General features: G+C 64.3%; 27 protein-coding genes. 16 read left to right on the forward strand and 11 right to left on the reverse strand.

The annotated features are described in order from the left end of the window. Positions 1-159: 159 nt before the first annotated feature. On the forward strand, positions 160-948 hold the full coding sequence (locus CSC73_RS12190; RefSeq protein ID WP_163840701.1) for a DUF5694 domain-containing protein: 789 nt from the start codon (positions 160-162) through the stop codon (positions 946-948). 29 nt (positions 949-977) lie between these two features. Here CSC73_RS12190 and CSC73_RS12195 read toward each other — a convergent pair whose 3' ends face one another. Next, positions 978-1,916, reverse strand: a complete 939-nt coding sequence (locus CSC73_RS12195) for an AraC family transcriptional regulator (protein ID WP_163840702.1) — start codon at positions 1,914-1,916, stop codon at positions 978-980. A 105-nt stretch (positions 1,917-2,021) separates the two neighbouring features. Here CSC73_RS12195 and CSC73_RS12200 point away from each other — a divergent pair, with 105 nt between their 5' ends. The 6 genes from CSC73_RS12200 (at position 2,022) to CSC73_RS12225 (ending at position 7,980) form a co-directional block, all read left to right on the forward strand. Then, positions 2,022-2,768, forward strand: a complete 747-nt coding sequence (locus CSC73_RS12200; RefSeq protein ID WP_163840703.1) for an SDR family oxidoreductase — start codon at positions 2,022-2,024, stop codon at positions 2,766-2,768. A gap of 165 nt (positions 2,769-2,933) precedes the next feature. Beyond that, positions 2,934-4,085, forward strand: coding sequence for an SPFH domain-containing protein (locus CSC73_RS12205; RefSeq protein WP_163840704.1), 1,152 nt, complete (start codon positions 2,934-2,936; stop codon positions 4,083-4,085). Between the two features lie 20 nt (positions 4,086-4,105). Further along, on the forward strand, positions 4,106-5,422 hold the full coding sequence (locus CSC73_RS12210) for a TFIIB-type zinc ribbon-containing protein (RefSeq protein WP_163840705.1): 1,317 nt from the start codon (positions 4,106-4,108) through the stop codon (positions 5,420-5,422). After that, positions 5,419-5,679: a hypothetical protein gene (locus CSC73_RS12215; protein WP_163840706.1), complete on the forward strand. Its 261-nt coding sequence runs from the start codon at positions 5,419-5,421 to the stop codon at positions 5,677-5,679. Before CSC73_RS12210 ends, CSC73_RS12215 begins: the two co-directional genes overlap by 4 nt. 158 nt (positions 5,680-5,837) lie before the next feature. Then, on the forward strand, positions 5,838-7,256 hold the full coding sequence (locus CSC73_RS12220) for a M20/M25/M40 family metallo-hydrolase (protein WP_163840707.1): 1,419 nt from the start codon (positions 5,838-5,840) through the stop codon (positions 7,254-7,256). A 67-nt stretch (positions 7,257-7,323) separates the two neighbouring features. Then, a complete protein-coding gene (locus tag CSC73_RS12225; protein ID WP_163840708.1) occupies positions 7,324-7,980 on the forward strand; it encodes a CPBP family intramembrane glutamic endopeptidase in 657 nt (218 codons plus the stop codon). A gap of 318 nt (positions 7,981-8,298) precedes the next feature. Here CSC73_RS12225 and CSC73_RS12230 read toward each other — a convergent pair whose 3' ends face one another. The 3 genes from CSC73_RS12230 to CSC73_RS12240 form a co-directional block, all read right to left on the reverse strand. Beyond that, positions 8,299-8,832, reverse strand: coding sequence for an REP-associated tyrosine transposase (locus CSC73_RS12230; RefSeq protein ID WP_163840709.1), 534 nt, complete (start codon positions 8,830-8,832; stop codon positions 8,299-8,301). A 94-nt stretch (positions 8,833-8,926) separates the two neighbouring features. After that, on the reverse strand, positions 8,927-10,111 hold the full coding sequence (locus CSC73_RS12235) for a Gfo/Idh/MocA family protein (RefSeq protein ID WP_211840877.1): 1,185 nt from the start codon (positions 10,109-10,111) through the stop codon (positions 8,927-8,929). Positions 10,112-10,318: 207 nt separating this feature from the next. Further along, the gene (locus tag CSC73_RS12240) at positions 10,319-11,143 is read right to left on the reverse strand and encodes a type II toxin-antitoxin system RelE/ParE family toxin (RefSeq protein WP_163840710.1); all 825 of its coding nucleotides are present in this window, start codon (positions 11,141-11,143) and stop codon (positions 10,319-10,321) included. Positions 11,144-11,602: 459 nt separating this feature from the next. Here CSC73_RS12240 and CSC73_RS12245 point away from each other — a divergent pair, with 459 nt between their 5' ends. The 7 genes from CSC73_RS12245 to CSC73_RS12275 all read left to right on the forward strand — a co-directional run bounded on the left by CSC73_RS12245 (position 11,603) and on the right by CSC73_RS12275 (position 16,074). Next, entirely contained in the window at positions 11,603-12,082 is a 480-nt protein-coding gene (locus CSC73_RS12245) for a VOC family protein (RefSeq protein ID WP_163840711.1), read from the forward strand. Between the two features lie 119 nt (positions 12,083-12,201). Next, on the forward strand, positions 12,202-12,390 hold the full coding sequence (locus tag CSC73_RS12250) for a hypothetical protein (RefSeq protein ID WP_163840712.1): 189 nt from the start codon (positions 12,202-12,204) through the stop codon (positions 12,388-12,390). Between the two features lie 112 nt (positions 12,391-12,502). After that, positions 12,503-12,913 (forward strand): DUF6152 family protein, encoded by a 411-nt coding sequence (locus CSC73_RS12255; protein ID WP_211840878.1) that lies wholly within the window; start codon positions 12,503-12,505, stop codon positions 12,911-12,913. After that, positions 12,910-13,407, forward strand: a complete 498-nt coding sequence (locus tag CSC73_RS12260) for a hypothetical protein (protein WP_211840879.1) — start codon at positions 12,910-12,912, stop codon at positions 13,405-13,407. The genes CSC73_RS12255 and CSC73_RS12260 overlap by 4 nt, the downstream gene beginning before the upstream one ends. A gap of 330 nt (positions 13,408-13,737) precedes the next feature. After that, positions 13,738-13,947 (forward strand): hypothetical protein, encoded by a 210-nt coding sequence (locus CSC73_RS12265; protein WP_163840713.1) that lies wholly within the window; start codon positions 13,738-13,740, stop codon positions 13,945-13,947. Between the two features lie 212 nt (positions 13,948-14,159). Continuing rightward, a complete protein-coding gene (locus CSC73_RS12270) occupies positions 14,160-15,263 on the forward strand; it encodes a serine hydrolase domain-containing protein (RefSeq protein WP_211840880.1) in 1,104 nt (367 codons plus the stop codon). 43 nt (positions 15,264-15,306) lie between these two features. Then, positions 15,307-16,074 carry a M20 metallopeptidase family protein gene (locus tag CSC73_RS12275; RefSeq protein ID WP_211840881.1) on the forward strand — a complete coding sequence of 256 codons (768 nt, stop codon included), beginning with the start codon at positions 15,307-15,309 and terminating at the stop codon, positions 16,072-16,074. A 223-nt stretch (positions 16,075-16,297) separates the two neighbouring features. On the opposite strand, the gene CSC73_RS12280 is transcribed toward CSC73_RS12275, so the two are convergent. From CSC73_RS12280 to CSC73_RS12300, 5 genes are all read right to left on the reverse strand, one after another. Continuing rightward, positions 16,298-17,266 (reverse strand): quinone oxidoreductase family protein, encoded by a 969-nt coding sequence (locus tag CSC73_RS12280; protein WP_163840714.1) that lies wholly within the window; start codon positions 17,264-17,266, stop codon positions 16,298-16,300. A 4-nt stretch (positions 17,267-17,270) separates the two neighbouring features. Beyond that, positions 17,271-17,549, reverse strand: a complete 279-nt coding sequence (locus CSC73_RS12285; RefSeq protein ID WP_163840715.1) for a hypothetical protein — start codon at positions 17,547-17,549, stop codon at positions 17,271-17,273. 62 nt (positions 17,550-17,611) lie between these two features. After that, the gene (locus CSC73_RS12290; RefSeq protein WP_211840882.1) at positions 17,612-17,965 is read right to left on the reverse strand and encodes a YkgJ family cysteine cluster protein; all 354 of its coding nucleotides are present in this window, start codon (positions 17,963-17,965) and stop codon (positions 17,612-17,614) included. Between the two features lie 83 nt (positions 17,966-18,048). Further along, on the reverse strand, positions 18,049-19,095 hold the full coding sequence (locus tag CSC73_RS12295; protein ID WP_211840883.1) for a serine hydrolase domain-containing protein: 1,047 nt from the start codon (positions 19,093-19,095) through the stop codon (positions 18,049-18,051). A gap of 78 nt (positions 19,096-19,173) precedes the next feature. Then, positions 19,174-19,992: a helix-turn-helix transcriptional regulator gene (locus CSC73_RS12300; protein ID WP_163840717.1), complete on the reverse strand. Its 819-nt coding sequence runs from the start codon at positions 19,990-19,992 to the stop codon at positions 19,174-19,176. 131 nt (positions 19,993-20,123) lie between these two features. On the opposite strand from CSC73_RS12300, the gene CSC73_RS12305 reads away from it, so the two are divergent. Further along, positions 20,124-22,223 carry an NHL repeat-containing protein gene (locus tag CSC73_RS12305; protein ID WP_163840718.1) on the forward strand — a complete coding sequence of 700 codons (2,100 nt, stop codon included), beginning with the start codon at positions 20,124-20,126 and terminating at the stop codon, positions 22,221-22,223. 71 nt (positions 22,224-22,294) lie between these two features. Here the strand turns inward: CSC73_RS12305 and CSC73_RS12310 are convergent, their stop codons facing one another. Then, a complete protein-coding gene (locus CSC73_RS12310; RefSeq protein ID WP_163840719.1) occupies positions 22,295-23,422 on the reverse strand; it encodes an alpha/beta fold hydrolase in 1,128 nt (375 codons plus the stop codon). Between the two features lie 139 nt (positions 23,423-23,561). On the opposite strand from CSC73_RS12310, the gene CSC73_RS12315 reads away from it, so the two are divergent. Next, positions 23,562-24,650 carry a DNA glycosylase AlkZ-like family protein gene (locus CSC73_RS12315; RefSeq protein WP_163840720.1) on the forward strand — a complete coding sequence of 363 codons (1,089 nt, stop codon included), beginning with the start codon at positions 23,562-23,564 and terminating at the stop codon, positions 24,648-24,650. Positions 24,651-24,697: 47 nt separating this feature from the next. On the opposite strand, the gene CSC73_RS12320 is transcribed toward CSC73_RS12315, so the two are convergent. After that, positions 24,698-25,705, reverse strand: a complete 1,008-nt coding sequence (locus tag CSC73_RS12320; protein WP_163840721.1) for an integron integrase — start codon at positions 25,703-25,705, stop codon at positions 24,698-24,700. Positions 25,706-26,474: the final 769 nt, after the last annotated feature.

The raw sequence follows: 26,474 nt of genomic DNA on the forward strand, positions 1-26,474 counted from the left end.
TACGGCACATGCCTGGCAGGCGCCGGCCGCCCTAGACTGGCAAACAATCCATGGCGAGGTCGGCCGCTCCTGTTCGTCGCGTTGGCAGGCAAGGCAGGTATCGGTTCGCTTGCTGATGCAAAGTTGCCCGGATTCCATAAACCTTGTGAGGCTGCTGCCATGATCCGCTACCTGCTCGCGCTTTGCTTGGTGTTCGCTCCCGCCGCCTTGCAGGCTGCCGAACCCGCGCGCGTGTTGATCGTCGGCACCTACCATTTCAGCAATCCGGGCCAGGACCAGGCGAATGTCGAGTCAGTGGATGTGACCGTGCCGCAGCGGCAAGCCGAGTTGCAGGCGGTTACCGATGCGCTGGCGAAGTTCGAGCCGACCCTGGTCGGCGTCGAATGGCCGGCCGACACCGCAAGCACCCAGTACGTGCAATACCTCAACGGCAGTCTGCCGCCTTCCGCCAACGAAGTAGTGCAGCTCGGCTTCCGTCTGGCCAAGCAGCGTGGCCTCAAGCAGGTCCACGGTCTGGATGTCCCCGGCGAGTTCCCGTTCGAAGCCGTACAGGCATGGGCCCAGTCCAACGGTAAGGCCGATGCGCTAAGCGCGCTGACGGAACAGGCGCAAGCCATCACCGCCCGCATCACCGCGCTGCAGGCCACGCACACCATTGGCGGCGTCCTGCGCGAGATGAACACGCAGCAGGCCATCGATGAGGCTGCCTCCTTCTACGCAGAATTCCTGCGCTACGGCAAAGGCGAGCAGCAACCTGGCGTCGCCCTCAACGCCGCCTGGGCCGAACGCAACTTCGCCATCTGCGCGCGTCTGCTACAGGCGCTCAAACCCGGCGATCATGCCGTGGTGTTCTACGGACAGGGACATGTCGCGCAGTTGGCAAGCTGCGCGCGCGCGGCGCCGGGCGTTGAGCTCGTGAACGCGAACGATTTCCTTCCGACGAAGTGAACGGGACTGCGGAAAAATAGGGAGCAGATTCATTTATCGACAAATGAACCTGCCTCCTTTCTGTGGTTGTGCGCGCTCGACTGCGAATACCGACTCGGCGCCATCCCCACATATCGCCGAAACGCCACACTGAAAGCGCTGCCCGATCCATAACCCACGCGCTCCGCGATCTCCGACGCGCGCAGTTCGCCTTGGCGCAGCAACTCTTTGGCGATCTGCATGCGCCAGGCAAGCAGGTATTCCATCGGCGCCACGCCGACGGTGCGGGTAAAACGCTCGAAGAACGTCGAACGCGACAGCGCGGCGGCGCTCGCCAGTTGCGCGACCGTCCAGGGGCGTTCGATGCGCGCATGCATCAGCGTCAGCGCCATGGCGAGACGTTCGTCGCCGAGACCCCTGAGTAAGCCGGGCGGGGCGCTGCCGGCGGTGGTAGAGCGCATGGCTTCGATCAGCAGCAGTTCCACCAGCCGCGACAGCGCCGACTCGCGACCGGGCCGGATCGTGGTGGTCTCCTCGGCCACCATCGCGACCAGTTGCGCCAGGCGCGTGGAGCCACGCACATGGACCACGGCAGGCAGCAGCGAGACCAGCAGGGCCGGGTTGCCGTTGTCGAACAGGAACGCACCGCCGAGCGAGCGCAGGTCCGGCGCGCCATCCGCTTCGCCATAACGCACCTCGCTGCCGTCGCTGGGCAAGGCATCGGGATCCCGCAACACGGGCGGGGGCGGATCGTCGCTGGACAGAGTGAAGGCTGGGGTGGCGGGTAGGAGGATGAAATCGCCCGCGCCGATTGCGAATGGCGCATGGCCGTCGATGGCCAGTTGGCAGCCGCCTTCCAGGACGACGCAGAAGCTGGGTTTGCCGTATTCGGCATAGCGCACGGCCCAGCGGCCCTTGCCGCTGATGACGTTGGCGAAGGCGGCCCGCGGGTGCAGAAGGCCGATGACCTGGGACAGAGGATCGCTCATAGCCGGACTATCACTAAAATAATGCGGACGTTTGACTATCGATCATCCGGACAGCGCGGGTCAAGCTGGCATCCCAGACCTACTACCCATCCAAGGAGCCACCCCATGAATACCGCACTGATCACCGGCTGCTCGTCCGGTTACGGCTTGGCCACCGTCCGCCACTTCCATGCGCAGGGCTGGCAAGTCATTGCCACGATGCGCCATCCCCGCGCCGCCCTGTTCCCCGCGTCGGCCGGCATCCGTGTGCTGCCCTTGGACGTGACCGATGCCGACAGCATCGCCCGGGCGCTGGACGCGGCGGGCCCTATCGACGTGCTGGTCAACAACGCCGGCCTTGGCCTGTTCGGCGCGTTCGAGGCCACGCCGATGGCGACCGTGCGCGAAATCTTTGAGACCAACACCTTCGGCACCATGGCGATGTGTCAGGCGGCCATCCCGCGCTTCCGCGAACGCCGCGCAGGCACCATCGTCAACGTCACTTCCAGCGCCACGCTCGCGCCGTTTCCGCTGGTCGCCGCGTACACGGCCAGCAAGACCGCGATCGAAGGCTTCACCGAATCGTTGGCGCTGGAACTCGCCGAGTTCGGCATGCGTGCGAAGCTGATCGAACCCGGTTATTGCCCCGACACGCGCTTCGCCGACAACGGCGCCACGCGCATGCAGGGTCTGATTACCGAACCCTATGCGCCGTTCGCGGGCAAAGTCTTCGCAGGCTTCTCGCAACTCGACGCCACGACCCACCCGGATGAAGTCGCTGAAGCGGTGTGGCAGGCGGCGAACGACACCTCGGGCCGCCTGCGTTTTGCAGCGGGCGCCGATGCGGTTGCGTTGGCCAAACACCCTTGTTAACTAAAACGAAAAAGGCGAAAAAGTGAAACAAAGGAGTCAAACAGATAGATACTCCGATCCCTTTTGTTTGTCTTTCGTTTGATTTGGCCGAAGCCGCCGTCCGCGAAGGTATAGTACGCCGGCATGGCGGGCACGTTGCCCAGCCACGAATCACGGAGAGATGTCATGGGTCTTGTTCAAGCAGTGTCGGGTGCGGTCGGTGGCATGCTCGGCGACCAGTGGAAGGACTTCTATACGGTTCCGGACGGCTTGCCGTCGACGGCGGCGCTGTTCGCCGCGGTGCCGCGCGGCACCAACGCCGGACGTGGCTCCAACACGCAGGGTTCCTCGAACATCATCACCAACGGGTCGAAGATCGTCGTGCCCGAGGGCTATGGGCTGCTGCTGTTCCAGGACGGCAAGATCACCGGCTTCGCCGCCGAGCCGGGCGGCTACGAATGGCGCTCGGACGACGTCAACTCGCAATCGATCTTCGCGGGCGATGGGATCGTCGGCCCGCTGATCAAGCAGAGCTGGGAGCGCTTCAAGTTCGGCGGCCAGCCCGGTTCGCAGCAGGCCGCTTTCTTCGTCTCGCTGAAGGAACTGCCGGACAACCGCTTCGGCACCCAATCGGAAATCTACTGGGACGACGGCTTCCTCAACACCCAGGTCGGCGCGGTCACGCGCGGCTCCTACACGCTGAAGATCGTCGACCCCATCCTGTTCGTGAAGAACTTCGTGCCGGCCAGCTATCTGCAGCCCGGCCAGGTTTTCGACTTCACCGATCTGGACAATGCCGCCGCCGGCCAACTGTTCAACGAAGTCGTCGGTTCGCTCGCGCCGGCCTTCAGCCTGTACTCCAACGACCCGGCCAAGGGCAATCGCATCACCAAGCTGCAGCAGGATTCGCTCGGTTTCGCCAAGAGCCTGTCCGATGCGGTGGAGAGCGGCTACCAGTGGAAATCCGAACGCGGCCTGGCCATCGTCAAGACCGCGATCGTGTCGATCGAATACGACGCCAACACGCGTGAGTTGCTCAAGACCGTGCAGCGCGCCGACGCGCTGGCCGGTTCGCGCGGCAACTCCAACCTGCAGGCCAGCGTTGCCCAGGGCATCCAGTCGGCAGGCGAAAACGGCGGCGCCGCGGGCCTGGTCGGCGTGGGCATGGCATCGGGCATGCTGGGCGGCATCGGCAACCTGCAGCAGCCGGTTGCGCCGGCCGCACCGGCCGCCGAAGATCCGGTCGCCAAATTGAAGAAGGCCAAGGAGATGCTCGATCTCGGCCTGATCACGCAGGGTGACTACGACGCGCTCAAAGCCAAGGCGCTGGGCCTGTAAGCAACGGGCAAGCAGCGAACATGTCCAACTCGAACCTGCCGCCGCCGATTCCGGCGGCGCCCGTCACCGGTCCTGGTTCACCGCAGGACGTCCCACCGTTGCCCGGCAGCCTGCCGGTGGACCCGGCCACGCTGCCCGAACCGATCCGCGAGGAATTGCTGGCGCCCGATCCGGTCGCCATCGACACTTCCGCGGCCGAGCTGAAGGACGGCCTCAACCGCTGCCCGAAATGCGGCGCGACCGATATCCGGCACAAGCCCGGCAGCGACCTGCTGGTCTGCCTGTACTGCCGCAACGAATGGGATGGCGCGCGGGTCGAGGAGGAATTCGGTTTCGGCGAAGGGATCGCGCAGCTCAAGGGCACGGTGATCGCCTCCGGTGCGCGCGACATCGCAGCCGACGCCGCCAGCCTGATGAGCTTCAAGTGCACCGGTTGCGGCGCCGAGGTGACGGTCAATACCGACAACGCGATGACGGCGCGCTGCCACTGGTGCCGGCACGTGCTGGGCGTCAACGAACAGGTGGCCAACGGTGCGGTGCCCGACGCGGTGCTGCCCTTCCATATCAGGAAGGAAGACGCGGTGGCGCGCATCCGCCAGTTCGTGGACAAGCGGCGCTTGTTCGCGCTGAAGGCGTTCAAGGAACAGTTCACGCCCGAGAACGTGGTCGGCGTCTATCTGCCCTACATGATCGTCGACGGCAACGTGAGCGTGGGCGTTGCCGGCAAGGGCGAGATCCAGACGCGCGAGTACACGCGCGGCAGCGGCGACAAGAAAAAGACCTACTACGACGCCGACGTGTACCAGATCGAGCGGCACGTGGACTTCACCGTGGACGATCTGCCGCTGGAATCCTCGACCGAACGCGGCAACCTGGATACCAAGACGAACACCAACAACATCATCAACACCATCCTGCCCTTCGACACCAAGAACGCGGTGAAGTGGAATGCGTCCTACCTGTCCGGCTTCACTTCGGAGAAGCGCAACAGCGACGTGGAACACCTGCGCCCGCGCCTTGAGGACCAGTTGCTATCGGTCGGTCGCGCTCAGGTCGAAGCGTCGGTGCGCCGCTACGATCGCGGCGTGCGCTGGGAGCAGGAGCGCCTCGACGTCCACGGCACGCGCTGGGTTTCGATGTACCTGCCGGTGTGGCTGTATTCGTACCACCAGCCGGGCCGCAATGGCGGCATGCTGCATTACATCGCGGTGAACGGCCGTACCGGCGAAACCATGGGCAGCGTGCCGGTGCAGCAGTGGAAACTGCTCACGGCCGCGCTGACGGTGGGCACGTTCCTTGAAGGCATCGCACTCTGGATCATGGTGGCCGCATCATGAGCGACGACAATGGACTCTGGCTGCTCGCAATCGGCCCCGCCGGCGCCACGGCGCTGTATTGGGCCCTGTACCGTTATTACCGCAACACCGACAAGTCGCACGCCTTCGAACACGAAACGGCCGTCGAGGCGCAGCCGGTGACCGGCTCGGACGAGAAGGTCGGCGAGAACAACGGGACGCAGGAGACGAGCATCTCCGGCAACAACGTAAGTGCGTATCGCACGCGCGTGGAGCGTGTCCGTGACGATGCCGGATAGCGGGTCGCGCAGGATAGGTTGAGCGCTTCCATACACGAGCACTCGAGATCGATACCTACGACGCTGTGGTGTTGCGGTAGTATCGGAAATCCCCGCTCGCTGGCGTCGGCGAGATCGACGCCGACCCGCGTGTTCGGACACTATCGAAGGAGAAGTCGATGAAGGCATTGATCGCGTTCGCTGCCGCTGCGCTCGTGGCGTGTCCGGTGGCGGCACAGGTACCGACCGGCACGATGGGGGAACTGCGTCCGGACCAGAAGCAATTCTTCGAGCTCTACAAGGAACTGGTCGAGACCGACACCACGGTCACCAACGGCAGCTGCACCCAGGCCGCGGAGCAGATCGCGGCGCGATTGAAGGCGGCCGGCTTCGCCGACGACCAGATCACCCTGTTCTCCGTGCCCGAACATCCGAAGGAGGGTGGGATCGTGGCGATCTATCCCGGCACGTCGGTCACGCTCAAGCCGATCCTGCTGCTGGCCCATATCGACGTGGTGGCGGCCAACCGCGCCGACTGGGAGCGCGACCCGTTCAAGCTGATCGAGGAGAACGGCTACTACTACGCCCGCGGCATCGCCGACGACAAGATGATGGCGGCGACCTGGGCCGACGCCCTGATCCGTTTCAGGCAGGACGGCTACAAGCCGGCGCGTACCGTCAAGATGGCCCTGACCTGCGGCGAGGAGACCGACACCGCATTCAACGGCGCGCAGTACCTCGCCAACAACAAGCGCGACCTGATCGATGCGGCCTTCGCGCTCAACGAAGGCGGCGGCGGCGACACCGACGGCAAGGGCCGTATCGTGGCGCAGTCGATCCAGGTCGGCGAGAAGATCTACCAGGACTACAAGTTTGTCGCCACCAACCGGGGAGGACACAGCTCCCAGCCGGTGCGCGACAACGCGATCTACGCCATGTCCGACGCGCTGCAGAAGATCCGCGAACACGAGTTCCCCGCCGAGTTCAATGCCACCACCCGCGTCTTCTTCGAGCGTGCCGGTGCCGCGCGCAAGGACGCCATGGGAACGGCGATGGCGGCCCTGGCGAAGGATCCGGGCGACGCCGACGCGGCGGCGGTGGTCAACACCGACAAAGGGTTCCACTCGATGCTGCGCACGACCTGCGTGGCGACCATGATCGATGGCGGCCATGCGGTCAACGCACTGCCGCAGCGGGTGGAAGCCAACGTCAACTGCCGCATCTTTCCCGGCCATACGCCGGCAGAGATCAAGGACCGGTTGGTCGGCATCATCGGCAATCCCGACATCTCGATCGAGCTGGCGCGCAAGGACAAGCCACTGGCCAAGTCACCCCCTCTCGATCCGGCCATCATCGGCCCGATGGAGGCGCTGAGCGCGAAGTACTTCCCCGGCGTGCCGGTGATCCCATCGCTCTCGACCGGTGCGACCGACGGGCTCTACCTGTCGGCGGTGGGAATCCCGACCTACGGTGCGCCAGGCATGTGGGGCGACCCCGACGGCAACGGTGTCCATGGCCTCAACGAACGTCTTGAGGTGCGTTCTGTCTACGTCGGCCGCGATTACCTGTTCGACCTGGTCAAGGCGTTGGCAGAGTAGGGAGAACGCCGTCACTTTCTGCGCAAGAAATGGCGGGTGGCCCACTGACCGCATGGAAGATGCCCCGTTGACCCCTTCCCGGCCGGCGATCGCACAAACGTTACTGGTTGCATCCGGCAGCCTGTGCGTATTGCTCGCGCCGCACTTCGGCGTGCCGATGTTCCTCTACCCTTTGCTCGGGCTTGGCCTGTGTGCCGGGATGCTGCGATATCAGCGGCTCGGGTTTGCCGACATCGGGTTTCGGTGGCGGGCATTGGGAATCGTGCCGCTATTGGTGGGCGGCACGCTCGGCGTGGCCTATGCGATGGCCAACTACGCGGCGATCGGCCCGATGCTGGCTCGTTCGTTGGGCGAGCTGCCCGATCTTTCCAGTTTCGATTTCGTGCGCGCGCACCTGTCCGGTTACCTGATTGCCCTCGCGCTGGCCTGGGTGATCGGAGGGTTCTATGAAGAGCTCGTATTCCGCGGGTTTTTGCAGGCCATGCTGTTGCGGCACCTGCCGGCGTGGCATGGGCGGCCGGTGGTGGCGACGACGCTCGTCGTGCTGTTGTTCGCCGCCTATCACGTGCAACTCGGTGCCTTCGGCGTGGCCAATGCGCTGGTATTCGCGGTGTTCGCGGCGGCAGTGCGGCAGCGCTGGTCGGACAACCTGTGGTACGTGATCAGTTTTCATGCCTGCGCCGACATGACTGCCTTCACGTTGATGCATCTGGGGTATTTGTAATCGCGGGCCGTACCCGGACTACGTCGCGGCAGAAGCCGTGCTTCACTTCCGCCTCATATTCCGCTCGCGCTGCCCGCACGAATCCGCGCCAGAATAAGGCTGCAATCTCCACAGGAGGCAAGCACATGATTGGATCGAGCAGACCACGTGGGGGGGCGAAATTCTGCGAGAGGAAAGGCCGTAGGCTGGGTTAGTTCCATCAACCCAGCGCTTTCAGCTTGCAACCGCGAGATGCTGGGTTGATGAAACCAACCCAGCCTACCGGGCTACATCACTTCCCTTCAGCCCAGTAGGATGGGTTGAGCGCAGCGATACCCATCACGTGCGCTCTCCGAAGCCGACGTCGCGACCCAGTGCAATACCCCAATCCGCAGACAGGATGCCTTTCGCCACATAACGGTGGAAGGTGGAATGCGGCCAATCCACCGTCCTCAAGACATGGACATGCTTCACGGGATTGAAGTGGATGTAATCAATGTGGCTGTGCAGATCGGCTTCATTCCGGATCAGGTGTTCCCAATAACGGCGTTGCCATATCCCGCGTTCGCTTTTGTCGACCAGACTGGCTCTTCGGGGTTCGCCCTGAGGTACGTGGCGGGAGAGCCACGTCTTGAATAATCGCCAGCGAAGCGGGTAGTCGCTGTCGCCCGGAGGTAAGGTCCAGATCGCGTGCAGATGGTCTGGCAATACCACCATGGCGTCGATTTGAAAGGGGTGACGCGTCCGAACGTAACGCAGGGCTTGTCGCAATTCGTCAACACGATCCACTAATAACCGTGAGCGGCGCTCGGCTAGATTGATGGTGAAGAACCATGTGGCGCCGGGAACATATGTGCGTCGATAGTTGGTCATCCGTGACCTCTTGCGTGTGTGGTGGGATGGTAGCGATGGGTATCGCTTCGCTCAACCCATCCTACAAGAGCTTCTCTGCTTTGATTACTTCCCTTTAGCCTGGGCGCAGCTCCTGCCTGCGGCCGGTGTCGCAGGCGGCATAGATGGCATCGATGATCTTCAGGTCTTTCAGGCCTTCTTCGCCGTCGACAGGGACCACGGGTGTGTTCCCGTCAAGCAGGATGCCGGCCATCTCGTCCATCTGCAGGGTCTGGTGCATGGCGTGCGGCTGCGCGAGTTCGCCTTTGTGGGTACGGCCCTGGATGGGACCATAGCCCGTGGCAGGCTGCAGCTCGGCGAATCCCTGTTCGCCGGTCATGAAAAAGCGGTCCAGATGGTTCATCTGGTAGGTGGACAGGCAGGAGGCCACGGCTCCGCTGGGGAAGCCCAGCTGGAATTGGACGGTTTCGTCCACTCCTTCCTTGAATTTGATCGGGTCGGTCTTGGTTTGCTGCGCGGTCACCCATACCGGGTCTTCGCCCACCATGTAGCGCGCGCCATTGATGGCGTAGATGCCGATATCCATCAATGACCCGCCGCCTGCCAGCGCCTTGTCCAGCCGCCATTGGTTTGGATCGCCGATGCGGAAGCCGCACAGGCCCTGGAAGAACAGGATGTTTCCGAAATCTCCTGCCTTGCGCATGCGGATCACTTCCAGCGTGTTGGGCTCGAAATGCATCCGGTAACCCACCAGCAGCTTCACGCCGGCGTCGGCGCAGGCATCGATCATGTCCTGGCCTTCCTTGGCGTTGACTGCCATCGGCTTTTCGCAGATGACATGCTTTCCCGCCTTGGCGACGCGGATCGCCTGATCGCGATGGAGCGCGTTGGGCGTGATGATGTAGACCGCATCGATGTCCGGATCGTCCTTGATGCGGTCGAAATTCCCATAGTCGTACCGGTTCTTTTCCGGCACACCGAACTTCGTTCCCCATTCCTGCAGTTTGGAAGGCGTTCCACTGATGAGCCCGGCGACCCGGGCGCGCTTGCAGGACTGCATGGCTTCGGCCACCCGGGCGGCGTAGCTGCCCAGTCCCATGAGCGCCACGCGCAACTTCGTTTCCTGGTTGCCGCCGGCGCCGGCGCTGTCCGAAGGATCGGCCCACGCACCCATCGGGCTCCACGCCGCACCTGCGGCCAGACCCATTGCCTGCAACATCCGGCGCCGGCTGATTCCGGCCGATTGGTTTTCCATCTTGGTCTCCTTCGCTTCGGCCACCGGCAAGAAAGGCGGCGGCATGCGACGCTGCCCTGCGAGTGTCGCATGCCGTCCTGCGCCTGTTGGAGAAGAGTCGGATTCATTCGCCAATGGCGCGCGGGCGCCCCGGCGATCTTAGGGAACGAACCTGATCCGGTTTCCAACCCCGTTCCCACATTTCAATGTCACGGCCCATTCCGCCCGGCAACTGGCCGCATCTGCTTTAGAAGCCGACAGCGCCAACCCGGATCATCGATACGGACCCGGGCCGCTCCAGACCACTTCGCCCTGCCGGTAGACGCGCTGCATGTCGATGACTTCGCGTGCATCGCCGATGGCCGCCAGTTCCGGCGAGTCCGGTTCCAGCAGGCGGCACGGGCCGGATTCGCGCCTCAACGCGGTTTCCAGCGGGCACACCATGTACCGCCGCGTGCCCGGCAGTAGCAGGAACACCTCCGTCATTCCCCTGTCGCGCCAGGCGCGCAGCCGGGTTTCGCTGCGCAGGTCGTAATAGACCTGGTAGCCGCCTACTTCCAGGCTGGCGACGGCGGCGGAGGCATCGTTGCCGCGGCCGCGGTCGATGGCAGGGCTTCTGGCCAGCCCCGCATTTTCCGGTGCGGTCTCTTCAGCGAGCATGCCCGGCGGCTGCCCCCAGATGTGCGGGCGCCGCCGTGGCGTTGCGGGCGCCGTGGGCATCGCCGCGGCGGGCGCCGGTGCGGAGTCCTGCGCGGGTTCGTCCGGGACGACGTACGGCACCGGGTCGTCGGCACGCGCGACCAGCGTGGACTGCACGCGCGAGGCCGCGCGTGGCTTCGCTACGGGTTTGCGCGGCGCCGGCTTGGCGGCGGGCGGCGCGTCCGTGGGTTGCGGTGGCGTGTCGCCGATGAAATCCACGGCCATTCTGCTGCCGGCATCGGCGCCTTGCGGCGTCGTCACGGTAATCGGGGGAGTCAACAACGCCAGAAGCAGCAACAACAGATGCAGCAGCGCGCTCGAGAACGCGGCGATCCAGTGCTGCAGGCGTTCGATCCGGGGTTCGGTCCCGGCATCGGCGCGGCTCGACGCCTTGCTCATGCCGCCGCAAGCGCGTCGGGGGTAGGGGCCTTCATGCGGAGTCTATGACGTGCGGCGGTGGGGTACGGCATCGTAACGCGTCGGGGGGCGGATTCGCTTTCTTCCCGGGCCGTGAGGAAAAGGGGCTTGGGATTCGTTTAGCGTCGGTGCGTGGCCAGCCCCGTTTTCAACGCAGCGTTGGGAAATGAACCTGATCCTATCCATGGGCCCTGTTCATGACCCGGTTGTCGATTCTCCTGCTCTCCGTTCGTCATGTGTAGGAAGGCGGGCACGTCGATCCGCACGGAACCCCGGCATGAGGCAGCCCATCGCTGCCGCAATGATCGCGCTCGATCACCTGCAACCGTTTGCCGGTTGATTCCTCCCCCTCGATGCGTTTGGTTTCACCCCGGCTTTCCAGCGGGTTCGAAATGATCCGCCTTTCCCAGCTTTGACTCCTCCCATTCCGAGAGAAAGAAGATGACCCACAAGAATACGATCTGCCTTTGGTTCGACGGCACCGCGCTCGATGCCGCGGAGTTCTATGCCAAGACGTTCCCGGACAGCGCAGTGACCGCCGTCCATCAAGCGCCGGGCGACTACCCCTCGGGCAAGCAGGGCGACGTGCTGACGGTCGAATTCACCGTGCTCGGCATTCCGTGCCTCGGCTTGAACGGAGGCGACGCGTTCAAGCACAGCGAGGCGTTCTCGTTCCAGGTGGCCACCGAGGACCAGGCCGAAACCGATAGCCTGTGGAACGCCATCGTCGGCAACGACGGCCAGGAAAGCGCCTGCGGCTGGTGCAAGGACAAATGGGGCCTGTCGTGGCAGATCACGCCCCGCGCACTGACGGAGGCCGTCACCGACCCGGACCGCGCAGCGGCCAAGCGCGCCTTCGACGCCATGATGGAGATGCGAAAGATCGACATCGCCAGGATCGAGGCGGCGCGGCGCGGTTGAAGGAACAGCGCGCTTCGATTGGCCAGGCTGCTACGGACAGCCGAAATCCTGGCCCGTCCTCACGCCGGCCAACACGGACGCCGCCTACAATCGCGCCTCCACAGACAGGAGGCGCGCACATGTCATCGTTGGCGATCTATCTCTTAGGCATCGTGGTGTTGGTGGGTGGTTTGGCCTATGGCGCGCATCTGGCCGGTCTGGCCCCGCAGTGGATCGGAGTGGGTGCGATCGTGTTGCTGGGTATCGGCATCGTCACCGCGGTATCCCGGACCCGGAGCAAGGATCCGCCCGTCGATTCGGGTCCCTGAGCCTGCCGAGTCGTTTCACTTCCCGCTCCTTCGCCTTGCGCTAAGGTGTAGCGCCGCCGGTTCGTGGGTATCGCACGCGTCCACGGCGGCCGACGCGAACGAGGAGACCAACATGACGATGAAGACCGAGGCAACGAAAGTAAATCGGCGGCTGCGCGGCATGGCGACGGGTTTGCTGCTGGCCACGGTTGCCGTGTCGGCGCTGGCGCATCACGGCTGGTCCTGGGCGGAGGAGAAGCAGACCACTTTGGAGGGAAAAATCCTGTCGGTATCGATGGCGCCGCCGCATCCGCAACTGCAGGTCGAGGCTGACGACGGCAGCCGCTGGCAGATCGACCTGGCCAATCCTTCGCAGACCGAACGGTCCGGCTTCACCGGCAAGAGCGCCCGCGCTGGTGACCGGGTCACGGTGCTGGGCAACCGCAGCAAAGAGCCGGGCAAGCGGCACATGAAAGCGGTGCGCATCACCATCGACGGCCGCAACTACGACCTCTATCCCGAACGGTTGGCCGGCATGCCGTGAACACGGCCGCGGTTGTGGGCCTGGCGGCGGTGGACTGGATTGGCAACTGGCCGGGTGCGCGCTGGCTTCAGCAATCGGGTACCGCCTACTTGTTGGTCAATGCCGCCCATATTCTCGGCCTGGGGCTGCTGTTGGGCGCGATGTTGCCGCTGGACTTGCGCCTGGTGCTGGGGCGCGCGCAGCCAGCGTTGTCCGTGCTCGCGCCAGTAGCGATACGCACCGCTGCCGCGGGTCTGGTGCTGGCCCTGCTCACCGGCGCATGGCTTTTCTCGGTGAATCCCGGCGACTACCTGGAGAACGCGGCCTTCCGCTGGAAACTGCTTTTGCTTTCGCTGGCGTTGCTCAACGTAGCGGTCCAGCACCGGCAATGGCGCTCGCTCGGGCTGCCGGAGGCGATGGGTGCATTGCCCGTGCGCGTACGCGTGTTGGCGGGAATGTCGGCGTTGTTGTGGATTTCGACGCTGCTCGCGGGCCGCTGGATCGGCTTCGTCTGATGGTTGTCCATTGCGCCGAAGGCGAAGCGTCCGATGCGGTGAACCGGTTTCCGTCGTGCCCAGAGATTTCTCCAGCACAAACCACCCCCGTCGCTACGGGTGACGTGGCCGCCTCCGGCAGACGCATACGTTCTTTGTTATGAAGGCGCCGGATGCGGCTGGCAGGCGGTCCAACAGGGGGAGTTCGCCTCACGCATCCGGCGGAAAAGGGGGAATAAGCGCCCCGGCCGCCTGCGGCTTCTTCAGTGCGTCGTCGGCGTGGGCCGTCGGGGGAACTCGGCCGCAGGCAAGCCCGCGGGCATGTCTGTTTTCCCAGGAGGCATGCGCACCATGAACGACAACAACGGCATCGCAATCCAACAGGCGGCGCTGGGACCGCTGGCCTTCCTTTCGCTGCAGCATCCCGCGCGCTACGACACGCCCGCTGCACCCAGCAACGAAGAGCGCATCCGTGCCTATCGCAACATGCTGCCGGTCATGCTCGGCAACACCTACACATGGGCTTTCCGCCACGCCGTCTTACACAGCACGGGCGGGTGAGCGAGCGAGCGGCGCCCGCGGTGCCTGGACGTGCACCGCGGGCTGGGGGACCAGCACCTGGATCCCAGGCTGACCTTGCAGGGCCGCACCCCGGTTCCCCAGCGGCCGGTTTAAACCATGCGGCCTTGCGACGCATCCCAGCATCAGCCCTGCTCGTCAAGATAAGCAGTCGTTGCCATCACATCATTGGCGGATTCGCCCGAGGAAGATTCATGCTGTTTGGAAAGTACCGTGCCGCCGTGACCCTCGCCGCTTTACTGACGCTTCCCTGCTTTGGAGCCGCTGCGACCCCCTTGGACGAAGCGAACGAGCGGGCTATGCAATCGATACAGCAGACGATGAAAGAGCAACGCATACCGGGTCTGCAGATCGCAGTCATCAAGGACGATCAGGTTGTGTTATCTCAAAGCTATGGCTTGGCCAACGTGGAGAACCACGTGCCTGCCACAAGAACAACTCTGTTTCCCATCAATTCCGCAACAAAGTCGTTTACGGGCGTCGCCATGATGCAGTTGGCCGAAGCCGGGCTCGTCGATCTGGATGCCCCTGTCTCCGATTATCTGGATGGGTTGCCTGAAGCTTGGCAAAGTATCCGTGTCCGTCAACTGCTGGCGCACACCTCAGGGCTTCCGGATATCCTCGACCAGAAAGGCCTGATCGGAGGAGGCTCCGAACAAGATGCGTGGAAGGCAGTAAAGCTGCTGCCCATGGATGCGCCCACTGGCGATAGGTTCGCATACAACCAAACCAACTATGTGTTGCTGTTACAGATCATAGTCAAACAAACCAAAATGCCTTATGAGAAATACGTAGCAGAACGTCAATTCGCAGCCGCCGGCATGCGCTCGTCAACGTTCGGCGACAGCTATGACCTGATTGCCAACGCGGCTACGATGTACAGCTACTTCCCACGCAAAACCGATGCGCAGGGCGACGACGAGCGTTTGTCCCATTGGTTCTACGACATACCTCCTGGTCTTTGGGCGGGCGGTGGAATCCTGACCACGGCCGATGAAGTCGCGCATTGGATGATCGCGTTGTCGAGTGGTCGGCTGATCAATGCGGCCAATGTCCGGAATATGTGGACGCCAGAAAAACTGAACAGCGGCGCCGACGGAAGTTGGGCCGCTGGATGGTCGGTTTTGGAGACTTCGCCGCACCTGCAAGTGGCGGGTATGGGGGGCGCCCGCGCCGCATTCGTGGTTTATCCCGATGATCGACTGGCCATCATTGTGTTGACCAACCTCGTTGGCGCGAATCCACAGAACTTCATTCCGAAGATAGCCGAGTTCTATAAGCCATTGCAGGCCCGGTAGAAACCAATCCGGGCGACACACCTTCCCCAAACCCGACTACGCGTTGGCATTCCATGTCGATGCCGAGTCGCCGACTGGCACGATCGTCGCCGATCCGGGCATCGTCGGCTCGTCCTCGGACAGCATCGACATCACCATCCACGGCGTCGGCGCACACGGCGCGTACCCGCACCAGGGCAAGGATCCGATCGTGATGGGCGCGGAAATCGTGCTGGCCTTGCAGACCCTGGTGAGCCGCGAGATCTCGCCGCTGTCGCCGGGCGTGGTGACGGTCGGCGCGTTCCATGCCGGGTCCAAGCACAACATCATCTCCGACCGCGCGGACCTGCAGCTGACGGTGCGCACCGACGATGAAGCGGTGCGCAAAGTGCTGCTGGACGGCATCAAACGGATCGCGCAGAACGTAGGCCGCATGAATGGCTTGCCGGAAGATAAGCTGCCGGAAGTGAAGCTGTCGGTCGAATCGACGCCCGTCACGCTAAACGATGCCGCGCTCACCGCGCGCCTGCGCACGGTCTTCGCCCAGGCCTTCGGCACCGCGGTTTTGAAATCGCCGCCGCGTACCGGCATGGGAGCCGAAGACTTCGCGTATTTCGTGCAGCCCGAACTCGGCGTGCCGGGTTTCTATTTCAACGTCGGCGGCACTCCGCAACCAGCCTTCGACGCCGCCAAGGCCGGCGGACCGCCGGTCTCCGGGCACCACTCGCCGTTGTTCAAGATCGATCCCGAACCGTCCGTGCGCCTGGGTACCGAAGCGATGACCGTGGCAGTGCTGGATTTGCTGAAGCCGACGGCGGCGGCGAAACCGTAAACCCGCCTTACGCGGGCTGTTGCATACACCGCAGCCCGGCCAGGAATAGGAGTCCGCCATGGCAAAGCGTCCTCGTTCCACTATCCATGATTTCGATCGGGCGGTATTGCGCCTGTTCGACCAATAATTGCGGACCCGATTGGCATAGCGGAAAACGCGAGCGGAGCGTCTTTCCCGACTCCGCCGGCATCCGCTCAATCGACTGGTTGGGTCTGCATTCCCGCTACGGAATCAACAGTACCTTGCCGGCGCTGCCCCGGCCTTCGAGCAGCGCGTGCGCTTGGGCGCCCTCGCGCAGCGGGATATGCGCGGCGACGCTCACGCGCAACTGCCCCGCGTGCACCGCTTCGAAGAGCCTGTCGGCGCGCTGCTGGCGCTCTTGTGCGGTAGTCAGAACGTTCCACAGATCGCCGCCCACCAGGGTCAGCGAACGGTCCATCAGCACGCGTGGATCGACGGGATCCGGATCGCCAGCCGCCATGCCGTAGAACACCGCCGTGCCACCGGTACGCGCCAGGGCCAGACTGTCGCCGAGCGTGCGCCCGATGGAGTCGTAGACCACGTCGACCCCATCCGGCGCCACTGCGCGTACGCGCCCGGCCCAGCCCAGGCCCGAATCCAAAGCATGGCGGGCGCCAGCGGCGAGCGCAGATCGGCGTTTGTCCTCGGACGAGGCGAGCGCGATCACGTTCGCCCCTTTCGCGGTCGCCAACTGCACCAGCAACTGGCCGACGCCGCCGCCAGCCGCATGCACCAGCAAGGTCTCGCCAGCCCGCACGGCGTGGCTGTCCTCGAGCAGGAACTGCGCGGTGAGGCCTTGCAGCAGCAATGCGGCCGCCGTTTCGAAATCGATGTCGTCAGGCAACGCGATCAGCCGGTCCAGCGGTACCGCCACCAGCTCTGCGTTGGCGAAGGCGCTGTCGGCGAAGGCGACACGCCGACCGATGGCGAACGCGCCGCCAGCATCCTGCGGATGGATCGCGACGATTTCTCCGGCGGCCTCGTACCCGGCGATCCATGGTGGCGATCCGGCCAGATGGTAACGGCCTTGACGGCGATAGACGTCGGCGAAATTGAGGCCGATCGCACGAGTGCGCACCACGACTACACCAGGTGCGGGTTGCGGATCGGGCAGGGTCGTCCATTCCAGGACTTCGGGACCGCCGAAGCGGGAAAAGGTCAGCGCGTGCATGGCTTCATGCTCGCGCAAGATGAGACCTTGAGCAAGCAAAAAACAGGATCGCTGCGATCGCGATCGCCGCTGCCGCATCATGAAAGCGATAAGCCATCCCGGCGCATGTCGTGAAAGCTTGGAGAAAACGGGTCTGCAAGGAAGGAAATGCGTTGTCGATGGAATTCGCTAATGTCATTCCAATCACAGAATCGGCCGCATCCGTGCTCAAACAACCGGTTCGCTGCGCGTCGCGGCCTTTCAGAACTCGAAAGAAAGCGGGATCGATATCGTCAATGTTCAAACCCGCGGATTCCGTAGTGCGTGCGTTGCAGAGCTACGGCAAGGGTCGCGGCGACAAGCGGATCAGACCAGCACTTGCCGGGTGCGTGCCAGGAATTGGTGGATCTCTTGTTCGGTGCGTCTGTCGATCATGTACACCGGCCGCCTGCCGTTGGGGCAGAGCAGGCTGGGCGTGGTGCCGAACAACCGGCAGATGAGGGGGCGCTCGCTGTAGACCTCGCAGCCATGCTCGCCCAGATGCGGGCAACTCAGTTCGGCCAACGCGGCTGCGTGTTCGGCCTCGGTCTTGACCGGAAGCCTGGCCATTTCCTCGGACGAGGCGGTCACCGGTCCGCAACAATCGTGGCAACCCACGATGCAGGTGAAACTGGGGATGCGCGCGCGCAATTCGTCCAGCTTGCGATTATTGCTGTCCACGCTGCGCTCCTCGGGCACGACTGCCGTCAACGGCATGCTTCTCCGATAGTGTATTGCAAGCCGATGGAATGGACTGCTTCCGCTCACAGCTTCGGCAACACTTGTTCCATCAGCAGCTTGGCAGTCAGCAGGTGAGGTTGGCGCACGTTGTAGTTGGTGGTGGTGACGACCACCACCAGTCGCTCGTCGGGAAACACCTGCACGCTGTTGCCGCCCGTGCCGTTCATGGAATACGACTTCCACACCTTGCCGTCCTTGCCCGGGAAACGCATCAGCCACCACAGATAACCGTAGTCCATGTCGTCGTTGGGCCGCGCATGCGGCGCGATGGAGGCCTGCACCCAGGCGGCGGGTATCAGCTGCTTGCCATTGGCCTTGCCGCCATCCAGGTACAGTTGGCCCAGCGCCAGCAGATCGCGGCTGCGCAGGCCCAGGCCGCCACCGCCCTGGGGCAGGCCCAACGGCGACAGCTGCCATTCCGGCGCCACGATGCCCAGGGGCGCGAACAAGCGGCGCTGCGCGTAAGCGTCCAGGCGTTCGCCGACCGCCGACTGGATGACGGCGCCCAGCGTCGTCACACCTGCGGTGCAATAACGGAAGCTGCGGCCGTACGGAGATTTCTCCGGTGTCGGCATCCACGCGGGGAAACCCTGGATGGGCAGATCCAGATAGAACTGCACCCAGTCTTCGATCAGGTACATGCGCTCCTCGTTGCCGCGCGAAAACTGGTTTTCGTCGTCGCATTCCAGCCGTGAAGACATGGTCAGCAGGTCTTCGACCGTGATCTGCGCCTTGCGTGGATCGCTGTTCTGGATCGCATGCTGAGGATGCAGATAGGGCAGCACCGGCGCCTGCGCCCCGGGCAGCTTGCCGTCGGCTATCGCCAGCCCCGCCAGCATGCCGGTGACGGTCTTGGTCGCCGAACGCGTATTGCGCCGGGCTTCGGCGCCGTCCTTGTCGAAATAGCGTTCGTACACCAGTTTTCCGTTCTGAGCGATCAGCACACTGGTGATCTGCTGGTAGTCGCCGGCCTCCACCGCATGCGCCAGGCCGTCGAAACGCGCGTCTTCGGCGCTCGCAATGGAAGGTAGCGAAAGAGAGATCAGCAGTACGGTTGCGGAAAGACGCATGGGGGACTCCATCGATGAAGCAGATACCGTATCAAGCCGCAGGCCGGGCGGCTTGTACGTACGGAACCACGGCGCGATTCAACCCAGGGCGCGGTACTGCGAAGGCGTCACTCGATGGGCGCGCCGGAAGACGTGGGTGAAATGCGCCTGGTCGACGAAACCGCAACTCGCGGCGACCTCGGCGACCGAGAGTCCGGTGTCGCCCAGCAGGTCGATCGCGCGGTCCATGCGGCATCGGCGCAGATAAGTCCCCGGCGAGCATCCGTAGTGTCTTCGGAACGCACGGGCCAGGTAGACCGGATGCACATCGGCCTGGTGCGCCAGCTCCGCCAGTCCGGGAGTGCGCCGCCATTCGTCGGCGAGCATGTCGCGGACGCGCCGCAGCCATGCCGGGCCGCTGCGCGATGCGGCCTGCGCTACTTCCGCGGCGGCATCCAGCAACTCCTCGAATCCGCTTTCCACCGACAGCGTCGAGGCCGTATCCCAGGCCCGCAGCTCCCGCCACAGGCAGGCCGCGCGCACCAGGGTGGAGCCGGGCAGTTTCACCGCCGATGCCGGCAAAGGACGCCGAAGCTGCGCCTGCCGCCATACGGCCGCGGGAACCGACACGGTGAAGAAAAGACCATCGAGGCCCCGGAAACGATCGCGATGCGTGGTGCCCGGCGGATTCAGCACCAGCGCGCGCTTGCTGCAGACAAGCGGCATGCCCTGCGCGCTGCTGAGATAGTTGCCCTGCAGCAACAACAGGAAATGGGCGTCTTCGTGCGTGTGCTCGTGCACATCGTGCTCGGGCACGGTGGGCCGCAATTCGGCGAGCGCCAGCGCACCGACTTCGCGCTGCGCGCGATAGTCTCCCAGGAAACGTCCGTAAGCGAAGGCGGGTGAGGGAGTCGACACGATAGGACGAGTATCGGCAAGCCGTCCTGGCCGGCACAGTGCCCTTGGTCATCGTCCGAAGCCCGGCATTCCCTTCCCACTGTTCCTGCGATTGACTATGGTGCGTCCTCGCTCCTTACCTGCAGGACCGCATGAGCCGTAAACCCTGGCTGTGGGCCGTGGCGTTTTTGATCGCCGCTGCATTGGCCGCCACGTTCTTTTTCGCACCGGAAACTCCCGATTCCTCCGTAGCGCCTGCGACGCCGTTCGGCTGGACCGCGCAACTACGGCTCGCGGCGGGCGATGGCGTGCGCGGAATGCGCAACGGGCCGGTCGCGCAAGCGCGTTTCGACGATCCCTATGGCGTGGCGGTAGCGGCAGACGGCACGTTGTACCTGGCCGATGCCGGCGACAACAACCGCATCCGCAGGATCGGTACCGACGGTACGGTCACTACTCTGGCGGGCTTCAGCGAAGGATTCGCCGATGGCGAGGGCACCGCGGCGCGGTTGAATACGCCTTCCGGTCTGGCGCTGGACGGCGCGGGCAACCTGTATGTCGCCGATACCGGCAACCACGCCATCCGCAGGATCACGCCGCTGGGCATGGTCAGCACCGTGGCCGGCACCGGCGTGGCGGGACTCCGCGATGGCGCAGGCGCACAGGCGCAGTTCAACGGCCCCATCGGCGTGGCGGTGGATGCGCACGGCAATGTCTATGTCGCCGACACCTACAACGACCGTATCCGCAAGATCGATGCGCAAGGACAGGTCAGCACGCTGGCCGGCGGCGAGCGGCCGGGCAACCTGGATGGCGTGGGCGCTGCAGCCCGTTTCGATACGCCCACTGCATTGGCGGTGGACGCGCAGGGCATCGTCTGGGTCGCCGACACCCGCAACAACGCCATCCGCCGCGTCGCGCCCGATGGTACGGTCACTACGCCTTACTACGCCGGACAGGATGCAGCAGTGCGCGCGCTGCACCGGCCGATGAGCCTGGCGCTGACCCATGACGGTCTGCTCTACGTGGGCGAAATGTCGTGGGGACGGGTGATCCAGCTTTCCCGCGATGGCCGGCCGCATGTGCTGACCGGCGCTACCCAGGCGCAGCGGCTCTCGCGCCCGGCGGGGCTGGCCCTGGATGCCAGGGGCGCGCTGCTGGTCGCCGACGCCGGCAGCCGGCGCCTTCACCGTATCGTGCCGGTCGACGCGGCGACCGCCACGACCTTGCCGACACTCGGTGCGGTAGGTCCGGCCCCGAACGATCCGCTGCCCGCCACCGGCGGACGCTGGCCGTTGCATCCGCAGGACGGCTGGCACGAAGTGGTCGGCACGCTGGGCGAGGTGCGCGGCAACTACGACAACGAAAGCCGCGACCATCTGCATGGCGGGTTGGACATCCGCGGCGACGTGGGCGCGCAGGTGCTGGCGATCGCCGACGGCAAGGTCAGCAGTCCGTCCGGCGCCTGGGGATTGGACGAACTGGGCGAAGGCATGGCGATCGACGGCCTCAACTACATCCACATGCGGGTGGGGCGCGATGCGCGAGACGAGGTGTCCGATCCCTCGCGCTTCCAGCTGCTGCGCGACGAAGCCGGCGCGCCCGAACGCATGCGCGTGCTGCGCGGCACGCGTTTCAAGGCGGGCGAGGTGCTGGGCACCATCAACCGCATGGCGCATGTGCATCTCAGTGTGGGCGCGAGCGGCTACGAGCGCAATGCGGTGGCGCTGGGTTTCATCGGCTATGCCGACCACTACGCCCCGCGTATCGATGGCATCGAACTGCTCGACGCCAGCGAACAACCGCTGGCCAAGCGCGCCGACGGCCGCGTGCTGGTGCCGCGCGGCATGGGCGTGCAGATCGTGGTGGATGCCTGGGACCAGGTGGACAACAACCTGCCCAGGCGCAGGTTGGGCCTGCATGCGCTGGGCTACCAGCTGCTGCGCGCAGACGGCACGCCTTGGCCGGGTTACGAAACGCCGCGCATGAATATCGAATTCAACCGCATGCCCGCCGATCCGGAAGCGGTGAAGGTGGCCTACGCGCCGGGCAGCGGCATCACCGTGCATGGCAGCGCGCAGACGCATTTCAAGTACGTGGTGAGCAACACCGTGCGCGACGGCCGGCTCGCCACCGGCGTCTGGCGGCCCGATGAATTGCCTGCCGGCGACTACACGCTACGCATCACGGCCGTCGATTACATGGGCAATGCGGCCAGCGCCGGCCGCGATCTGAGGATGGCGCTGGAGTAAAGGGAGCAGGCGAACGCAACGCCAACGCGGCCTGTCCCGCGATGGAAGGCCGCGTAACCGTCGGGGTGGCGTCACCTTGCTTCTTGGCGCCCGGCGTCTCCTTCCACCGCCAGCGGCCGCACCTGCTCCAGCAGGCTGACCAGGGTCTTGCCAGGTTCTTCCCACGGCATCATGTGCGCCGAATGTTCGAACCAGACGCCCCGCTTGTATGGCGCTTTCACCTGCCGCAGCCAGCGTTCGGTGGGCGCCGAGGGGGTCGTGTAGTCGTGCCGGCCCATGAACATCACCACCGGAATCGGAAACTCCTTGACCCCGGTGAAGTCCACCTGCAGGAACTCGTCCAGAAGCCGGCCCAGGGAAAACACGTTGCCGGCATCGATCGCGCAGCGGTCGCGGTCGCTGTATTCCGGCGACAGGCGCGGCGCGCGGTAGTAGTAGGTCGAATCCTCGCGGAATGCGGTGAGCCCGCCGTAAAACTGCGGCCATTTGCGCGCGATGACGATGCGCTCACGGGTGATGGGGGTAGTGCCCGGATAGGGCGCGATGGCTTCCATCTCGCGGATGGCCTCGGCGTTGTCGTGGGCACGCGCCTGCTGCAGGCCGTATTCGAAGCTGATGCGCTCGTTCTCGCGCGTATTGACGACTTGGCCGATGCCCACGTAGGCATGGAACAGATCCGGCCGCTTCAGCGCCGCGTGCATGGCTACCACCGTGCCCCAGCTGTGGCCCATCAGGATCAGCTTGCGCTTGCCGTAGCGCTTGCGCAGATACTCGGCCATCTCGATGGCGTCGTCGACGTAGCGTTGGATATGGATGGTGTCGGCGATGCTGTCCGGCGCCACGCTGTTGTAAGTCTTGCCGGCGCCACGCTGGTCGTAGTTGACGATGGTGAAGTATTCCTCCAGCGGACGCTGGAACTGCCACTGGCTGGGCATGATGGGGGCCGCCGGCCCGCCGTGCACGAACAGCACCATCGGATTGCCGCGGTCCTGCCCGCGCACGCTCAGCCATTGGTCGATGCCGCCGATGCGTGCGGCGTAGGTTTCCTGCACGCCGCTGGGCGCCACGATCTTTCCCAGGTCGCGGATGATTTCGCGTGCGGGCTCATAGGCGGAGCGGTCGGGGCATGTGTCCTGCGCCTGCGCGCGCGCAGGCAGCAGTGCGGCCAGCAGGATCAGAGCTGACAGTGGGAACCTCATGGGCAATCCTCGTGGGGTGGCGGATGTGGGATTCATTATCGCGGCCTTCCCGGCGATGGCATGTGCAGATCGTAGTGGTCCCGCGCGGCGAAGCAAAAAACGGGAAGCGCCGAGGTCGGCAGGCTGGCATCATTGCCCCATGCCATTGACCCTGGACCACCTGCGCCGCTACGCCGTCGCCCGTTCGCTGTTCAAGCCGACCACGCTGATGCGGGCCATCGAAAAACTCGGCTTCGTGCAGGCCGATCCCATCCGCGCGCCGGCACGGGCGCAGGACCTCACCTTGCGGCACCGTGTCGTCGGCTATCGCGCAGGCGAGCTGGAGCGCCGTTATCCGCGGCTGGCGCTGGAGGAGGATTTCTTCGTCAACTACGGTTTCCTGCCGCGCGCCCACCACGCGCTGATGCATCCGCGCACCGCGCGCACCGCGTGGACGCCGGCGCGATGGAAGCAGGCGCGGGCGGTGCGCGAGTACATCGCCGAACGCGGCGCGGTGCATCCGCGCGAAGTCGATGCCCACTTCGCCCATGGCAAGACCACCAACTGGTTCGGTGGTTCCTCCAACGCCAGCACCGAGCTGCTGGATGGCATGCACTACCGCGGTCTGCTGCGGGTGGCCCGGCGCGACGGCGGCACCCGTGTCTATGCGGTGCGCGAAGACGTAGCGCCGGTGGACAAGGCCGGTATCGGCGCGCGCCTGGATGCGTTGATCGATCTGATCGTGCGCAAATACTCGCCGTTGCCCGATGCCAGCCTGGGCCAGCTGGTGAGCTACCTGGGCCGCGGGGTGCCGCAATGGGATGCCGCGCGCAAACCGGCGCTGGTCCGTGCGCGGCAACGCTTGCAACGCGCGCGGGTGGAAGGCGTGGATTGGGTGTGGCCTGCGGACGAGCGCGCGGAGAGCCGGCGCTGGAAGCCCGACGAACAAGTGCGCCTGCTTACCCCGTTCGATCCGGTGGTATGGGATCGCCGCCGCTTCCAGCTGTTATGGGGCTGGGCTTATCGCTTCGAGGCTTACACGCCCGCGCCCAAACGCAAGCTGGGCTACTACGCGCTTCCGTTGCTGTGGCGTGATCGCGTGATCGGCTGGGGCAATCTGTCGGTGGCCGAAGGCGTGTTGCGACCACAGCTGCATTACGTTGACGGCCATGCGCCGCAAGAGGCGGCATTCGATCAGGCGCTGGAAGCGGAGCTTGCGCGGATGCGGGTGTTCTTGGGGCTGGAATGAAAGACGTCTGGTAGGCCGTTCAATCAGCCGATCGTCCGTGTGTAACGCTAGCGGTCCAGAGGACTCAGTACGCCCACTGTGCCGCGGTTCAGAACGTGCGTATAGATCTGCGTGGTGGTCACGTCCTTGTGGCCCAGCAGTTCCTGCACTGTGCGGATATCGGCGCCGCCTTCGAGCAGATGAGTGGCGAAACAATGCCTCAACGTATGCGGACTGACGGGCTTGAGGATACCGGCTGTCCGTGCAGCGGCACGCACCGCGCGCTGCAGCACGCCTTCGTCCAAGTGGTGGCGTTTCTCGCGTCCATCTGCAGGATCCGTTGCCCGGCGAGCGGCGGGGAACACGTACTGCCAACCCGGTTCCTTCTCGGCGCTGCGGTACTTGCGGGCCAGTGCATAAGGAAGGGAAACCGCCCCGAACCCGGCTTCCAGATCCCGGGCATGCTGTGCCCGGGCGCTGTCCATCTGCGCCTGTAGCGCCGGCCGCAACCGTTCCGGCAGCACCGTCTTGCGATCTTTGCCGCCCTTGCCCTCGCGCACGGTGATCTCGTGGCGGGCCAGATCCACATCCTTCATCCGTAGACGCAGACATTCCATCAACCGCAACCCGCTGCCATAGAGCAGACCGGCCATCAGGGCTTCACGCCCCGACATCGCGTGCAACAAGGCCATGGTTTCGGCGCGCGACAGCACCACCGGCAACCGCGGTGGCCGTTTGGCCCGGACCACGTTCTCCATCCATGGCAGATCCAGGGCCAACACCTCCCGATACAAGAACAGCAGGGCGGCCAGCGCCTGGTTCTGGGTACTGGGGGCGACTCGGTGCCGCTGGGCCAGATCGCTTAGAAAGCGTTCGATCTCCGTACCGCCTAATTCGCGCGGGTGCCGGCGACTGTTGATTTGGATATACCGGCGAATCCAATACAGGTAGGCCTGTTCCGTCCGCAAACTGTAGTGCTTCACCCACAATCTGCGCCGAACTTCATCGAACAGCCTAGGTCTTGGTGGCGCAGATTCTGTATTGCTTATGACCGCGAGATTTTCCGCAGTAGGCATTAGACGGCCTCCGTGCCGGTAAACACCCGTAATGTTGCATGCACTACCGGCTCGCGATATCGCCTTAATTCCTTATGTCGTATAGGTAAAGTCTGATTGACGGACCTCCCAGGCCCCGCCCACAATCCGCGCTACGCCCCACTTTGGGGTCTAATCGTAGTTAGACCTGTGACCAGCTTTCGCGCAACTTACGATCAAAGAGTCATTGATGCTTGGGCCGCTCAGGTCTTGGCTCGGCGGCGCGGAATAGGCAGAGCACTACTTGTTCTCGGCCTCATCTTTGTCGGGCTCTTCGGACTGATGCTCGCCACCAAATTAGCAGTGTTCGCTATTCTATTCTTCTGCGTCGGCCTAGCTCTTATAGTTGCAATGCTCATCGACCGCGATAGTCTTCTTTGCCCCAACTGCAATCGGCCTCCGCTTGGCGCATTTGAGCGCGGCCCCGCAACCAACGCCGACTTTTGTCCTCATTGCTACTTTTGGCTAAAAACACCGTATGCCAGCAGGGAGCCACAGGTCTAACAATTCATTCAAGCCGAAGCCGCTTCGCGGCTCGGCTTAATTCAGCAACTGTCTTGTGATGTGATCTTTCAGGCGGCGATGGCATCTCCTTGAACCCGTAGTTCGTCACGCCGCCGTGCATTGACGATCGTCAGCAGCTTGCGCATGCAGGCGACCAGTGCCACCTTGCCCAGCTTTCCACGTGCCCTGAGTTGTTGGTAATGCGCACGCATCAACGGATCCCAACGCACCGCCGACAACGTGGCCA

This window comes from Pseudoxanthomonas sacheonensis (assembly GCF_010093305.1).
Lineage (GTDB): Bacteria > Pseudomonadota > Gammaproteobacteria > Xanthomonadales > Xanthomonadaceae > Pseudoxanthomonas_A > Pseudoxanthomonas_A sacheonensis.

Coding starts and splice junctions, on each gene's coding strand:
- CSC73_RS12190 (WP_163840701.1), top strand. CDS start 160: ATGATCCGCTACCTGCTCGCGCTTTGCTTGGTGTTCGCTCCCGCCGCC.
- CSC73_RS12195 (WP_163840702.1), bottom strand. CDS start 1,916: ATGAGCGATCCTCTGTCCCAGGTCATCGGCCTTCTGCACCCGCGGGCC.
- CSC73_RS12200 (WP_163840703.1), top strand. CDS start 2,022: ATGAATACCGCACTGATCACCGGCTGCTCGTCCGGTTACGGCTTGGCC.
- CSC73_RS12205 (WP_163840704.1), top strand. CDS start 2,934: ATGGGTCTTGTTCAAGCAGTGTCGGGTGCGGTCGGTGGCATGCTCGGC.
- CSC73_RS12210 (WP_163840705.1), top strand. CDS start 4,106: ATGTCCAACTCGAACCTGCCGCCGCCGATTCCGGCGGCGCCCGTCACC.
- CSC73_RS12215 (WP_163840706.1), top strand. CDS start 5,419: ATGAGCGACGACAATGGACTCTGGCTGCTCGCAATCGGCCCCGCCGGC.
- CSC73_RS12220 (WP_163840707.1), top strand. CDS start 5,838: ATGAAGGCATTGATCGCGTTCGCTGCCGCTGCGCTCGTGGCGTGTCCG.
- CSC73_RS12230 (WP_163840709.1), bottom strand. CDS start 8,832: ATGACCAACTATCGACGCACATATGTTCCCGGCGCCACATGGTTCTTC.
- CSC73_RS12235 (WP_211840877.1), bottom strand. CDS start 10,111: ATGCCGCCGCCTTTCTTGCCGGTGGCCGAAGCGAAGGAGACCAAGATG.
- CSC73_RS12240 (WP_163840710.1), bottom strand. CDS start 11,143: ATGAGCAAGGCGTCGAGCCGCGCCGATGCCGGGACCGAACCCCGGATC.
- CSC73_RS12245 (WP_163840711.1), top strand. CDS start 11,603: ATGACCCACAAGAATACGATCTGCCTTTGGTTCGACGGCACCGCGCTC.
- CSC73_RS12250 (WP_163840712.1), top strand. CDS start 12,202: ATGTCATCGTTGGCGATCTATCTCTTAGGCATCGTGGTGTTGGTGGGT.
- CSC73_RS12255 (WP_211840878.1), top strand. CDS start 12,503: ATGACGATGAAGACCGAGGCAACGAAAGTAAATCGGCGGCTGCGCGGC.
- CSC73_RS12265 (WP_163840713.1), top strand. CDS start 13,738: ATGAACGACAACAACGGCATCGCAATCCAACAGGCGGCGCTGGGACCG.
- CSC73_RS12270 (WP_211840880.1), top strand. CDS start 14,160: ATGCTGTTTGGAAAGTACCGTGCCGCCGTGACCCTCGCCGCTTTACTG.
- CSC73_RS12280 (WP_163840714.1), bottom strand. CDS start 17,266: ATGCACGCGCTGACCTTTTCCCGCTTCGGCGGTCCCGAAGTCCTGGAA.
- CSC73_RS12295 (WP_211840883.1), bottom strand. CDS start 19,095: ATGCGTCTTTCCGCAACCGTACTGCTGATCTCTCTTTCGCTACCTTCC.
- CSC73_RS12305 (WP_163840718.1), top strand. CDS start 20,124: ATGAGCCGTAAACCCTGGCTGTGGGCCGTGGCGTTTTTGATCGCCGCT.
- CSC73_RS12310 (WP_163840719.1), bottom strand. CDS start 23,422: ATGAGGTTCCCACTGTCAGCTCTGATCCTGCTGGCCGCACTGCTGCCT.
- CSC73_RS12315 (WP_163840720.1), top strand. CDS start 23,562: ATGCCATTGACCCTGGACCACCTGCGCCGCTACGCCGTCGCCCGTTCG.
- CSC73_RS12320 (WP_163840721.1), bottom strand. CDS start 25,705: ATGCCTACTGCGGAAAATCTCGCGGTCATAAGCAATACAGAATCTGCG.